A 13,612-nucleotide genomic window follows, 5' to 3' on the forward strand; every position below is an offset into this window, starting at 1 on the left:
GGCAGGTACTCCACCGGCGTCTGCGGCGCCGAGGGCACAACGATGTCCGGCGAGCCGTTGTCATGAACCACGGTATCCGTACTCAGCACGAAGCGGCCTGCCGGGGCGACCAGGCGCGTGCACCAGTTCCCGAACAGATCGCGGTACGCCGTGGTGGGCACGGCTGGATTCGTGAGCAGGTGGTCCGGGTGCAGGAGATCCGATGCTCGCGAATAGTGGATGCTGAGGGTCAGAATCATCGGCGTCGAGCGAGGAAACTGATAGGCGATTTCGAAGCCGAGCTGGATGTTCATGGGCCCATCATGCGCCTTGATCCGTGCCTTCAGTAGGAATAGATGGCTCACGAGCTTCTGCTTCCGAACCGCGGAACTCTTCCTCTGCGGGCGGCTTCTGCACGGCAAGAGCGTTGGCAGGTGCCAAGAGGCCCCATCTACGTCATTTGCTGTTTCCGAAGATCGAGAGCCGTGGACGATCTCGACCACTCGAACGACGGCGACCGAGTGCGGATACTCGGCGTCTGCCAGCATCTACTGCAAGGGACAGGAGCGATGCAGAGTCGTGCTGAGCCTCACTGATTTGCCGCGGGACTGTGGCGACACGATGCTCGAGGAGAAATGCATCGAGTGGATCGACGAGGCTGAGCTTGAACGCGAAGACGCGCAAGGTGTGCTCGTGACCTGAGCGCTTCTCCAAAAGAAAACCCGCCGAAGCGGGCTAAAACGGACAGCCAGAGGAGGGAGGAGGGAGAGATTGGCTGCCCGAATGAAGTGTAGACCTTTTGTTTTCATTGAAGACTGCTGAAAGGTGACAGTGTGTTGCACGGGTGATTGATCAACCTGCAAGCGCCCGTCGAATCTCCACCGATCCGATCACACCGTAGATAGCGGCCCCGTGCCGTTGAGCGAGGCAACAGTCATGCGTTCGTCAGCATGGCCCGCAAACGAGCGACTGGAGTTCTGGGGCGGGGAAGAGGGACTGAGTGACAAACGCCAAGCCGGCACCCGTGGCTCAGAACTTTTCATGAGCACGCATCGGTCAGGGAAAACCGCAGCCCGGAGGGGATCGAATATTCGGCGAGAAACCGCATGGGCGCTCGCTTCTGGCGGTTCTGATGGCATTAGTACCTACAAAAATACCGACAAAATCTGAGGCTTGTCGTCTTGTCGTACGTTTGCCACGCGCAACCGCTGGTATGGAGCGTAGCCGACTACGGGTTGACGCCTTAGTCCACCAGCAGGCGCAGCGAGACGTTGGCGAGCTTCAAGCGCCGCTGCACACCAAAGGGGGCACTCCCGAACTCAGCGGAAATGTACTCAGGTGGGGCGGCTTTGAAGCCTCGAGCTGGTCGGCCGGATGCATGGCCTCGCGCTGCACGTTCTCGGTCAGGTGATGGTGCGTGCCGCCGCATCAGGCCCCAGGAGGCAGGCCTCGAGGTCCTTGGCGAGCTTGCGCCGCTTGACCAGCAGCTTGAGTGCGGCGAAGCGACGGCGACCGGCGACGATCTCGTATTGCTCGCCATCGGGGGCCAGCACCACGTTGAGGTTCTGCAGCAAGCCTACGCGCGATGCTCACGATTTCGCCCGTCGAGTCTTCAGAGCGCCGCGCCGCGTTCTTCGACTCTGCGCCCCGGCGCGACGCAGCGCAGGTCAAGCCCTGGCGGAAGGTGGCGCTGCTTAAAAGTTCACCGGCTCTTTGCATAGCCCGCGGACCGCCGTCCGGCTCGCGGACCGGTGGCGCTGAGTATCGGATCTGCTTGCCGTTCGGGAGAGCCCAAGCCTGGCGGGTTGGCTGCGTTGGCTGCGTGGGCAGGCGGGATCCGAATGCACTGCAAAACGCAGTACATTTGATGGAAGCGCAACCTTGGGCTAACGCCCGACTCCGATGGCCAGTCAACGTCCCAAAGTGAAAACCGCCACGATGACGCTCAGGCTTGATCCGCGGATCAAGGCTGCGGCGGAGGCGGCGGCGGTCCGGGAGCACCGCAGCATGACCAGTCTGATTGAGGTACTGATCCTCAATCACTGTGAGGCGGTCGGACTGACCCCTGCACGAAACGCCAAGGAAAAACATTGATCAAGAAGCCAACCCCGACTGCCAAGAAAGCGGCGGCCAGCAGAGAACGTGCCGTCTCACAACCTGCGGCATCAGAATCCCAACCGACCACCGGTAGCGCGGCGCAAGGCGACGAGATCCGCTTTTATCGAGCCAACGAAAAGCCCTACGGAGCATTCAGCAATCTCTTTCCAAGACCGGTTGCGTTCGAAGGGCGAACCTACGCAACGTCCGAGCACGCATACCAGGCGGGCAAGGCGGCCAAACCTGCGGTGCGTGACTGGATCCTCAGCGCGCCCACCCCGTCGTTAGCTGCCATGGCCGCGCATGGCCTCTATGTCTGGGACGTTGTGCCGAACTGGGCGGACATCAAGTTTGATCGCATGCGTGCCGTGCTCCGTGCCAAGTTCGAGCAGCATGCCGATCTGAAGGCCTTGCTGATCTCTACTGGTGAGGCGCGACTGGTCGAGGCCGGTACGGTCAACAACGCTGTGAACAGGTTGTGGGGAGAGGTCGAGGGGAAGGGGCAGAACATGCTCGGCGTCATGCTGATGGAATTGCGCTCGGAGTACGCAAAGCCCGCGCCAAAAGCAAAACGCGCCCCTCGCAAGGTATTGAGCGCGAGCAGCGACAAGCCGGTGAATCGTTCGCAGCGTAAAGCTGTCGTGGTGTAGGCGAACAGATCCTTATGTCCGGTACCTACTACGACGGTGAGCTTGCAGAGCTGGGAAATACCTTTCTTGCTGCGATGTCCGCGAACATCGAACCGTTGAAACTTGCGATTGCCAGCGCCGCAGAGTCAAGCATCATCGGTGTAGGCTCTGGGGGCTCTTTCACCGTAGCCTCTCTGCTGTGCAACTTGCACGAGCTCTATACGGGGCGCGTGTCGCGACCATCAACGCCGCTGGAGATCATTTGCAATCCCACGCTGGCCGCCTCAAGTCCGGTCTTCATGATCTCCGCGGAAGGCAAGAATCCGGACATCATCGAAGTGCTCGAGCGCGCACGACGCCACAGTTCTCGCACGGTCCACGTTGTGACGAATCGGGGATCTAGTCCGCTGATGGAGCATGTCAGAGAGCTTCCCGAAGTTACCCCTCATGTCTTCGAGCTCGCCAAGAAGGACGGCTATCTTGCGACCAACAGCCTCCTGCTCGACGGCGTCCTGATTGCTCGGGCGTACGGCGCGCTGCACTCGGAGGCAGTTCAATTTCCAGAGTCACTCGATGGATTGCGCATCGGCGGCCATTCGGTTGAAGAATGGCTTGCAGGCGCGCAGGCTTTTGTGCGCCAGGCCGTTCCTCGCAAGGGCCTCATCATCGTCTTCTCGCCGCTGCTCCGGCCAGTTGCCGCAGACCTGGAATCAAAGCTTTCGGAGTCGGCGCTTATGTATACCCAGCTGGCCGATATCCGCTCGTTCGCACATGGGCGACATCTCTGGCTTGCCGAGCGCGCCCAGGACTGCGCCATTCTTGCGCTTGTCGAACCCGGCGTGGAGCGGCTTTGGGCTCGGATGCAGGAGCTACTGCCTCCGGATGTGCCGGTCTGCACCATGCCACTTGGAGGAGGGCGCCCTCAAGACTTGCTGGCGGGGCTTGTGGCTCAGATGCGGCTTGTGTCGCTCATCGCCGCGGAGATGGGAAAGGATCCAGCCAAGCCGCAGGTGCCGTCATTCGGCCGGGAGCTGTATTACGTGGACCTGCCGTCGTTCATTCCCGGCCCTGAGGACACAGGGCGGCGTGGTGAGCAATCCAAGTTCGAGGTGCTCGGTGCCCGGTGGCCATCGATCGGATCGAACGGCGCAATGAGCCGCGCGCTCGCAGGCTTCGAGTCGGCACTTGCGCTGCAGCCTTTCCGTGCGATCGTCTTCGACTATGACGGCACCCTCTGCAGCTCTCAGCGCAAGGACTCGCCGCCCTCAGGGCCGATCATCGAGCGGGTGATGCGCTTGCTCGACGCAGGCATCGTTGTCGGTGTCGCGTCCGGCCGGGGAGACTCGATCCAAGGGCATTTGCGAGACGTACTACCCAGCGAAGCATGGTCGAAGGTGCACCTGGGCCTCTACAACGGTGGCTGGATCGGCTTGCTTGACGAAGAGATCGACAAAGGGATTGTCACAAACGAGTTTCTTAGTCACGTGCGGCGCATTCTGGGGCGCCTTGAAAGCCTGGGTGTGCCGATTGAGCGTATTCGAGAGACTTACCCGCACCAGATCAGCGTGCGGTTCAAGGAAGGGGCCAACGCGGAGAACATGTGGTTTGTCATTGCCGATTCGCTTCGGCAGGCTGGCCTTGACCCATCCACTGTCGTGCGAAGCAAGCACTCCGTCGACGTGTTGGCCGCCAATGTCAATAAGTCGCACCTGGTCGCCAACATGATCCAAGCCCGTGGCATCGATCCCTACGAGATCGTGACGATGGGTGACCAAGGTGCCTGGCCCGGCAACGACGCCTCGTTGCTTGAGCACCGCTTCTCGCTGAGCGTTGACCAGCCTTCCCGACGACTCGATCGAGGATGGAAGCTGGCCCCGCACCACAAGCGAGACGTGGACGCCACCATCTGGTATCTCGATCATGCAGAGATCGACCCGCTCGCTGGTTCATTTCGCTTCAAGCTAGACACCTGATAGGGAAACGGAGGCGCAATGAAGGACGAGAACGCACAGTATTTGCTTGCCAAGGTCATGGGATGGCAGGACCAGGACGTCGTCCTGGACAATGTTCCAGTCCTTCGTTTACTCGCTGACTACAAATACGATGGCTACCAGAGGTTCGGACCTGGGAGGCGCTTCGTCGAGAGTCTTGCTCTATGGCTCAATCAGTTCGACATGCCCGATCGTGCTGCTGCGCTCGGATTCGTGCTCGAGCGGTTGGTCTACGTGTCGGATCACGAGCTCTCACACCTGGTGCAGCATGCGTATCCGGACGTCATCGTCCAGGAACGAATTCGCCTTGTGGCCGAAGAGAAAGGCATCCCCACCTACCGGGTGGGTGAGATCTGCCGGGATGACCGGTTCAAGGAACTGAAGCTGAAGTCCTTGTACCTGGGTCTCAGTGATGGCGCCCGCACCAACGAGCTCCGACGCGCCAGCAATGGAGAAATCAGCAACGAGCAGATTTGGCAGGCATACGAGCTGGGCGAAGCCAAGGCGGAGGACATGCTGCAGGCGCTGGCGAAGGCCTTGAAGAAATCTCCGCCGACGCCTCTTCCTGACAACGAGGACATCTGGCAGGCGTATGAGTCCGGCGACAAGGCCCAGGCCAATGTTCTGATCGATGCTCTCCGCGCTAAGCCTGCTTCTGGCGGCGTCAAGCAACCAGCGAAGTTCACGCTGGTGTGGTTGATGGACGATTTCTCCGGAAGTGGCAACACCTATATTCGCTTCGACAGTGCCAGCAACAAGTTCAAGGGAAAGATCAAGAAGATCTATGAGCGCCTTCACCAAGGCGACCTCATCGATACGTCGCACTACGAAGTCTTCCTTCTGCTGTACGTCGCAACGCGCCAAGCGATCGACCACATCGAGTACTGGTCGGAGCGCTTCACGTCCGAGAACAACTACAAGCCACTTCAAGTGCGGGTGCTTTGGATCATTGAGCCAGGCGTCGGCCTTACGCACAATGTCCCAGCTGAACTGCAGTCCATACTGATCAATCCAAAGTACTACGACCCGGCCGCCTTCGACGAGCACATCGAGGTTGGCGGGACGAGCACGGCGCAGATGGGTTTTGCCGGGTGTGCGTTGCCGGTTGTCCTGTCGCACAACACGCCCAACAATTCGGTCTACATGCTATGGGGTTCTGAAGCGCATGACTTTCATGGACTCTTTCCTCGCGTGAGCCGCCACAAGGAGTTTTGAGTGGCTTACCGCGCAAATCCTTTCTTGGAGCGAATGTCGGAGCGCACCTCCGACCAAGAGTTTGTTCGTCTTTTTTCCCCGAAGATCTTCGAAAGACTTCATGAGGACGCCTTCAACGGTGCGGTGCATCTCTTCACCAGTCCGCCGGGAGGAGGGAAGACCACTTTGCTGCGTGCTTTCACGCCGGCTGCACTGCGAGCTTTCTGGAATGCCCGAGCCGGTCAAGACGAGTCGTACCAACGGTTGCTCGGGCGCCAGGTCATGCATGAAACGGACGGGCCTCAGCTACTTGGCGTGCTGCTGTCCTGTGCTTCGGGTTACGCCGACCTCCCACCCGGCGCGTCCATGGCTCAAGCGGGACTGTTCCGGGCGCTTTTTGACTGCCGCGTGGTTCTTCGAACCCTGCGAAGTCTTGCTTCGCTAGTTGCTTACGCGTCGACCGATCAACTCACTGACGTGCGTCTAGAGTACGACGACTTGGCGCGTGATCTCAAATCGATTCCGACAGCAGATTCGGCCGTTGAGTTGGTTCGATGGGCGGAAGAGCGGGAACGAGCCGTATATGCCAAGCTTGATTCGCTCGCTGGCGATGCTTCCGCCGATCTTCCGCTGCACGTCCGGTTTGAAAGCGTGCTTTGGCTGCAATCGGTCAAATTCCTGCGCGGCGGAAAATTGGTGGCGCCGCGTCGACTGCTGATGATCGATGACCTCCAGAAGCTGCGGAAGAAGCAGCGCGAGCTGATGCTGGAGGAGCTTGTCGAACTTCGGCCTGCGATTCCGGTGTGGCTAGCCGAGCGCAGCATCGCCCTGGGAGATGCCTTGCTGTCTCAGGGGGCTCGCGAGGGTCGAGACCTTCGCCATTACCCCATCGAGGACATGTGGACCGGCAAGAGTGGCCAGCACCAGTTCGCGACCTTCGCCCAAAGCATCTTGGACCGCCGGTTGGACGTCCAGCGCGAGATTCCCGCAGGCGCGTTCTCACAATACCTTGAGGATCAGCTCACCGCTGAGGACCTCTCGGAGGTGTTCGGGAAGGCGGTCGCGCTTTTCGCTGCAGAGATGGAGCGCCACCGGGAAAACATTCGTTATGCAGATTGGCTGGCACACGCTGACGAAGGGCAGAAGACGATTGGCTTCGAGAGCCTGATGCAGTTGTACGTCACCCGCATCCTGGTCGCTCGGTCCGAAGGTCGGCGACAACTCACACTCGAACTCGCGCCGCTTCCTGCGGAGGACCTCGACGAACGCGACAGCAAGGTGCTCGGCGCTGCGGAGATACTTTGCCACGACGACCTGAAGTTGCCCTACTACTATGGCATTGATCGGCTCTGTGCCTTGGCAACCACCAACGTCGAAGAGCTCCTGGCTGTCGCTGCGAGCCTGTATGAGGGCATGGTTGCCAAACAGGTTCTTCGGAAGCAGCCAGACCTTCGCTTGTCCCCAGCGGAACAGGAGCGCCGCATCAAGGAGACCGCCAAGCGCAAGCGCGATTTCATACCGAAGAGTCACACCGAAGGAACCAGAGCCCAGAGGTTGCTGGATGCCATCGGCCAGTACTGCCGGGACAAGACATTTCAGATGTCGGCCTCCTATGCGCCAGGTGTTACTGGTATCCGTCTCAGCCGTTACGAACTGAGTAGGTTGCGCCCGGAGCAGACGAAGACCTCGGAGCCTCATGCGCTGCTTGCCCGCGTCCTTTGGGAGTGCGTTGCGGAGAATTTGTTGACGACACGCGGTAGCGCGGCCAGCGCGTCCAGGGAGGAGGGTACGGTGTTTTATCTGAACAGGTCGCTCTGTGCATACCATGACCTTCCACTTCAATATGGCGGGTGGCAGGACGTGTCTGCCGAGGCCTTGATCGGTTGGATGGACGGCCCCTCCGCACCGACCAAACGCCGCTCGGTAGAGGTGCCGCGATGACGCTGTGGAACCGCTATGTGTTTCGGCGCGGAGCCGAAGTGCAGGATATGTGGGATCAGATGTTCCAGCAGCGCAGGCGTGCTGGCAGTCGCGTTCGCCTGCTGTATGTCGGGGGTCGTGGATTTGACCTGCGGGCGCAGTCCGTGATGGATCGCTTCATCAGTAGCGTTACCTCGTCAGGTTGCTCCGTTGAAAAGGCGGAGTTACTACTGGTGGGATTTCGTGGTTACCAGTTGAGCGACGAGCTCGTCGAGGTGACGGAAGCAAACGCACTGGCACTGGAGGAACGGTTTGCCGTGATCGGGGCAACGCGGACGGTCATGATTGAATCAACGGCCGAGGGGGAGGATGACCTGAGCGCGAGCAATGCACTCAGGCTAGGAACCGAAGAAGTGCTTCGAGCAGTCTCTGACCAGACAGACATAGTTCTCGACGTAAGTTCACTTCCCCGAATAGCCTACTTGTCGCTCATGCTCGCATTGCTGGATCGGCTGGTGCCCAACCGTAAAGCGCCAGTTCCATTGGCAGCGTCGAAGATCAATCTGCAGATCCTTGTCGGCGAGGATGCAGGCCTCGACAGCATGATCCAGTCCGAGGATCCTAGCAACGAGTTGGTCTTGATTCCTGGATTTGCAAGCGCGTTGCAAACCGAAAGCACTCGCGATTGGCCGCTCGTGTGGTTTCCGGTGCTCGGCGAGAACAGGGTGTCGCAACTGCAGAAGGTTATGTACGACCAGATTCCGGACTCTGCGGAGATTTGCCCGGTGCTTCCGCATCCGTCGCGCGATCCACGTCGAGGTGATCGGCTGCTGATCGAATACAAGGTGCCATTGTTTGATGTGAGCAAGACGCCTCTGACCAATGTGCTTTACGCCCACGAGAGCAATCCCTTCGAGGCGTATCGACAACTGTTGGGCGCCATGAAACGCTATCAGCGAAGCTTGAGCGTTATCGGTGGATGCCGACTGGTGGTCACGCCGCTGGCGAGCAAGCTGATCACGCTCGGTGCAGCCCTAGCATGCTACGAAATGAAGCTCGACATCGTCAATGGCAACTATGGGGTTGCGATCCCTTATGCGGAGCCGAAGCGCTATAGCGTTTCGACGGCTGCTTTGCGTGCCTCGACACCTGACGTTTCAGCAATGGTCCTCACCGGCGAAGCCTATGCCTGATGCAGCGTTCCTATTGGCGTTGCATTTATTTCGACAAGGCGGACCGCGCCGAAGAGACCGCGGCAGTTTTCGGACCCTTGACGGCACAGAGCAGTGTATAGCGGCGCCGCGCAAGCGTTCTATCTACAAGGGAGGCTTGTTGCGGGCCCGTCTGCTTGGCGCCCGAGCTGAACCTGGCCGCCTGCTTTTTGGATCTAGCCTTTGCGTCACGCATCGTTCGAGACGAGCATGCTGAGGCAAGATGACGTTGTTAAAAATAGTTCGCTCGGCCATGGGCGATCCAGGGTTGCAAGACGGAGGCGAGGGTGGCGCAGTTCAATGATTGGTGTTTTTCAGTTGACGAGCAGGTTGGGAATCATTTTCGTAGAGTGATGACCGGCCAAGCGGCCAGCATCCCCATTGGGATTCAGGCGACTGCGGCGATCGTGCCGGCACACTATGCCTCTGAAGAACAAGTGGCGCGAGCGCTTGCGCGCCTGGGTAAGCCAGAAGCGGCCGCGCTGATTGAGGGCAAGCTTCCAACCACAAAGGCGATTCGTTCCGGCGATCTTGGTGAGATCTATGCTACGGAGTGGATCGATGGGCACAGCGGTGGCTATCGCGCTCCGATAAAGCGGCTTCGCTGGAAAGACCATCGCAATATGGCGATGCGCGGGGACGACGTCATCGGAATCTTCCAAGACCCTCAGACCCAACGTCTTCATTTCCTGAAGACAGAGGCAAAGAGCCGCGTCGCGCTGACTGCTCAGGTCCTGAACGAGGCGAGGGCCGGCCTCGACAAGAGTGACGGCTTGCCATCTGCGCATGCACTGTCCTTCATCTCAGCACGGCTGCTCGAACTGAACCAACTACCGCTTGCTGACGCGATCGACGACGCACTGTTAAAACACGGCATCTCGTCACAGAACGTTAGGCATTTGCTTTTTACCTTCTCCGGGAACGCGCCTGATGCGTTGTTGACTGCATCGCTTCAAGCTTATCCTGGACCTATCAATCAGTGGGGTGTTGGCCTGCGTGTTGAGGGGCATGCCGCCTTCATTGGTGCTGTATACGACCGAGTAGTTTCCGATGCCAACAACGCCTGAGGCAATCACGGCTGCCATTGCGGAAGCCGCAACGGCGGGTTTTCGCGGTCGACTTATCGCGCGTGGTCAGGCGCGAGCAATTGTCTGGAGAGATGGCGCGCTCCCGCCTGACGCTCCAGCGTTCGCAGAGCAACTTAGTTACGACCTGAATTCCTATGGCTATGCCCTTCTTGGACTAGGGCTTCGTCTGCGAGAGCTCGGCGGAGATGCCGCTCAGGCGCGTACTGCCTTCGAACAGGCCGCGACAGCCTTGGAGGCCGTGATCGCGAAAGGCAATCGTCAGGAGGTCGATCGCGACTTCCATTTCGTCATGGCCGCCGCGAGCTATCACCTCGCACATCTGTCCGCGCGGGCTTACTCGCTGTTGGCTGTCGTGGAAGCCGATGAGAATTTCTCGCCAACCGAACGTGTCCTTGCCCTGCTGTTGAGGCGGAACTTTGACGCCCTCCGGGCTACCGTGCTTGACTTTCGTGCCTCAGATGAGGGCAGCGACGCCCGAATCTCCGCTGACATTCAGGCAAGCCTCGACCAAGCCGAAGCGGCGGTCGACATGGCTGAGGGCGTCGGCGACTTCGTATTCGATGGCCTTGACACCGCGTTGACGGACAACTTTATGGCGGCGATGGCCTTGTTCCTGCTCGCGCTCGAACGTGGCGAGCGGCCGTTGCTGGAGCAAGCGCTGGAGCGACTTGGCACCGGTCTCGCCATTTGTGGCGAGATGAACATGCTTCCACAGTGGTGGTCGTATCGCATCGCAATCCACCTCCTGTCCGATCTGTGGTCGAGCACTTTTCATGAAAGGGTTCCCCTTCAACCAACAGGCGGTGAGGCGAATGATTGGCCTAGGCTTCGCGAGCTATTCATTGCATTGCTGCAGCGCCGCCCGAGAGCCGAAGTGGATCTCTGGCCCTCGCAGATCGAGGCGGCAAGCCGCGCGGTTGACCAAGTTGACGACCTGGTTGTCTCATTGCCCACCAGCGCGGGGAAGACGCGCATCGCTGAACTATGCATTCTGCGCTGCCTCGCCGGCGGCAAGCGCGTAGTCTTCATCACGCCGCTCCGAGCGCTCTCCGCGCAGACCGAAACGACCCTCCAGCGGACCTTTGGTCCACTTGGTAAGACGATCTCAGCGCTTTACGGCAGCATCGGGGTCAGCGGCTTTGACGAAGATGTGATTCGGAGAAGCGACATCGTCGTTGCGACGCCGGAGAAGCTCGACTTTGCTCTCCGCAACGATCCCTCGCTTCTCGATGACGTTGGCTTGCTCGTCTTCGACGAAGGGCACATGATTGGCCTAAACGAGCGAGAGGTGCGCTACGAGGTGCAGATTCAGCGACTTCTCCGGCGCGCTGACGCCCATGAGCGGCGCATCGTGTGCCTGTCGGCGATTCTTCCCGACGGCGATCAGCTCGACGACTTCGCTGGATGGCTACGACGGGACCACCCCGGCGGCCTGATCAAACATGATTGGCGTCCCACGCGACTTCGGTTTGGCGAGGTGGTTTGGGCATCCCCCACCGCGCGCCTAAATCTGCGTGTCGGCGAAGAGCGCCCCTGGGTTCAGCGATTCCTCACGGGAACTGCTCCGCCAACCTGGGTGCCGCCCAAGCGTCGCCGAACCAGATTGTTTCCATACGATCAACGTGAACTCTGCCTGGCGACAGCTTGGCGGCTGATTGAGGACGGACAGACCGTTCTTATCTTCTGTCCTGAACGACGCAGCGTCGAGCCGTTTGCCGCGGTGATCGTCGATTTGAATGAGCGAGGCGCACTGCCCTCGTTGCTTGAAGCAGATCCTGCTGTTCTCACCACCGCTGTGGCGCTTGGCGAGGAATGGTTAGGTCCGGACAGCGCGATCCTAAAATGCCTACGTCTCGGGGTAGCGCTCCACCACGGCGCCTTGCCGACGGCCTACCGTAAGGAGATCGAGAGCCTGTTGCGTAGCAACGTTCTCAAGGTCACCATCTCGTCGCCGACCCTGGCTCAAGGCCTGAACTTGTCGGCTACGGCCGTGGTCATGCACTCTCTTCACAGGGCCGGAAACCGGATCGAGATATCTGAGTTCAAGAACGTGATCGGGCGAGCCGGACGCGCCTATGTCGACGTAGAAGGCATCGTGCTCTTCCCGATGTTTGACGATATTGGGAGGAAACGGGCCAACTGGGAATCACTCATCAACGATCTCGGTGCACGCAACATGGAAAGCGGGTTGGTGCAAATAGTTGCGGCACTGCTGTCCCGCATGAGAGCCCAGATCGGTGGTGACCTGAATCAACTTGTTGAGTACGTCGCGAACAATGCCGCGGCGTGGACTTTTCCCGAAGTCGCAAACGAGGGCCCGGAGGATCGCGAACGTGCCCTTGCAAGTTGGCAGCAGCATATTGCAACGCTTGACACTGCTGTGCTTAGCCTCATCGGCGAAGCCGACATTCCGGATGACGGAGTCGCTGCGGCGTTGGACGATATCCTTCAATCTTCCCTGTGGCATCGTCGCCTTCTGCGCCAAAACGAGGAGGTCCAGCAAGCTTTGAAGGCTGGCCTGGTTTCACGCGGTCGGCTTATCTGGAGCCAATCGACTGCAGCGCAACGTCGGGGCTACTTCTTGGCTGGCGTGGGATTGGGAACCGGGCAGGCGCTGGATGCCATCGCAGAGCAAGCCAACGTCTTACTCGTGCAGGCAAATGGCGGGATCCTCAATGGCGATGCTGAGGCGGCGATCGTTGCGATTACAGCGATCGCGGAGCGCGTCTTCGCCTTCTATCCGTTCATGCCCGATCCGCTGCCGGCAAATTGGCGCGACATCCTCCGCCGCTGGCTTCTCGGCGAGCCTCTCTTCGCCATTGCTGCCGGCCAGGAGTCGGAGACGCTGCAGTTCATCGAGGGAGGCCTCGTTTATCGGCTTCCGTGGGCAATGGAGGCTATTCGGGTGCGGGGCGTCGCCAACGGCGACACCATTGATGGCCTCCTTTCGCTCGAAGACTATGAGCTTGGTTTCGCGGTAGCCGCCGTTGAAACCGGAACATTGAATCGGTCGGCTGCGATCCTCATTCAGGCCGGGTTCAACTTCCGGCTCGGCGCGATAAGGGCCGTGACGGACAGTGGTGCGACATTCCAAACAGCCCAGGAGCTTCGGCAATGGCTAAGCTCGGAAGAGCTCTCGGCCTGGAGCGTAAGACCTGATTGGCCTACACCAGAGACGAGGGCCATGTGGGTGGAGTTTGCGCAAAGTTTCGTACCGTTGGCACAGCGTGTCTGGGCCGATCGCCGGTACTGGGCGGGGGTGACATGGCTTGGCGAACCGCCGCCCCCAGGCACCCCGGTTCAACTCCACCACTGGGCCGACCAGCCACGTGTGCTTGCGGCAGACGGTACGCCGCTGGGAACATTGCAGGCTGCGCTTGCTCCTGGGAGAACTGGGCTGATACGCGCCCAGGTCTCCCAGAACGTAGGTCGGATCGACGTCACGTATTTCGGACCAGACGACCTCGTTGGTGTCTAGTTGCGCCCGAAACTGCGGGACGAGG

At 59.8% G+C, this 13,612-nt stretch carries 9 protein-coding genes and 2 pseudogenes; 9 read left to right on the forward strand and 2 right to left on the reverse strand.

Annotated features, from left to right (window positions below):
• Window positions 1-293 (reverse strand): annotated as a pseudogene (locus tag BMY35_RS36765) (transglutaminase family protein); the annotation flags it as partial.
• A 265-nt stretch (window positions 294-558) separates the two neighbouring features.
• Between BMY35_RS36765 and BMY35_RS39005 the strand changes: the two are divergent.
• Window positions 559-681, forward strand: coding sequence for a hypothetical protein (locus BMY35_RS39005; protein ID WP_256230659.1), 123 nt, complete (start codon window positions 559-561; stop codon window positions 679-681).
• A 544-nt stretch (window positions 682-1,225) separates the two neighbouring features.
• Here the strand turns inward: BMY35_RS39005 and BMY35_RS38170 are convergent.
• Window positions 1,226-1,562 (reverse strand): annotated as a pseudogene (locus BMY35_RS38170) (ParB/Srx family N-terminal domain-containing protein); the annotation flags it as partial.
• 319 nt (window positions 1,563-1,881) lie between these two features.
• Here BMY35_RS38170 and BMY35_RS36770 point away from each other — a divergent pair.
• The 8 genes from BMY35_RS36770 (at window position 1,882) to BMY35_RS36805 (ending at window position 13,587) form a co-directional block, all read left to right on the forward strand.
• Window positions 1,882-2,073 carry a hypothetical protein gene (locus tag BMY35_RS36770; RefSeq protein WP_066694277.1) on the forward strand — a complete coding sequence of 64 codons (192 nt, stop codon included), beginning with the start codon at window positions 1,882-1,884 and terminating at the stop codon, window positions 2,071-2,073.
• Window positions 2,070-2,726, forward strand: coding sequence for an NADAR family protein (locus BMY35_RS36775; protein WP_256230662.1), 657 nt, complete (start codon window positions 2,070-2,072; stop codon window positions 2,724-2,726). The genes BMY35_RS36770 and BMY35_RS36775 overlap by 4 nt, the downstream gene beginning before the upstream one ends.
• Before the next feature lie 14 nt (window positions 2,727-2,740).
• Window positions 2,741-4,678, forward strand: coding sequence for an HAD family hydrolase (locus BMY35_RS36780; RefSeq protein WP_093209957.1), 1,938 nt, complete (start codon window positions 2,741-2,743; stop codon window positions 4,676-4,678).
• Between the two features lie 18 nt (window positions 4,679-4,696).
• The gene (locus tag BMY35_RS36785; protein WP_093209959.1) at window positions 4,697-5,911 is read left to right on the forward strand and encodes a phosphoribosyltransferase-like protein; all 1,215 of its coding nucleotides are present in this window, start codon (window positions 4,697-4,699) and stop codon (window positions 5,909-5,911) included.
• Window positions 5,912-7,831 carry an ORC-CDC6 family AAA ATPase gene (locus BMY35_RS36790; protein WP_093209961.1) on the forward strand — a complete coding sequence of 640 codons (1,920 nt, stop codon included), beginning with the start codon at window positions 5,912-5,914 and terminating at the stop codon, window positions 7,829-7,831.
• On the forward strand, window positions 7,828-9,003 hold the full coding sequence (locus BMY35_RS36795) for a hypothetical protein (protein WP_093209962.1): 1,176 nt from the start codon (window positions 7,828-7,830) through the stop codon (window positions 9,001-9,003). Before BMY35_RS36790 ends, BMY35_RS36795 begins: the two co-directional genes overlap by 4 nt.
• A 305-nt stretch (window positions 9,004-9,308) precedes the next feature.
• Complete coding sequence (locus tag BMY35_RS36800) at window positions 9,309-10,088, forward strand: Hachiman antiphage defense system protein HamA (protein WP_093209964.1); 780 nt, start codon at window positions 9,309-9,311, stop codon at window positions 10,086-10,088.
• Window positions 10,089-10,347: 259 nt separating this feature from the next.
• The gene (locus tag BMY35_RS36805; RefSeq protein WP_256230672.1) at window positions 10,348-13,587 is read left to right on the forward strand and encodes a DEAD/DEAH box helicase; all 3,240 of its coding nucleotides are present in this window, start codon (window positions 10,348-10,350) and stop codon (window positions 13,585-13,587) included.
• Window positions 13,588-13,612 lie beyond the last annotated feature (25 nt).

The organism is Variovorax sp. YR750, assembly GCF_900109805.1.
GTDB lineage: Bacteria > Pseudomonadota > Gammaproteobacteria > Burkholderiales > Burkholderiaceae_C > Variovorax > Variovorax gossypii.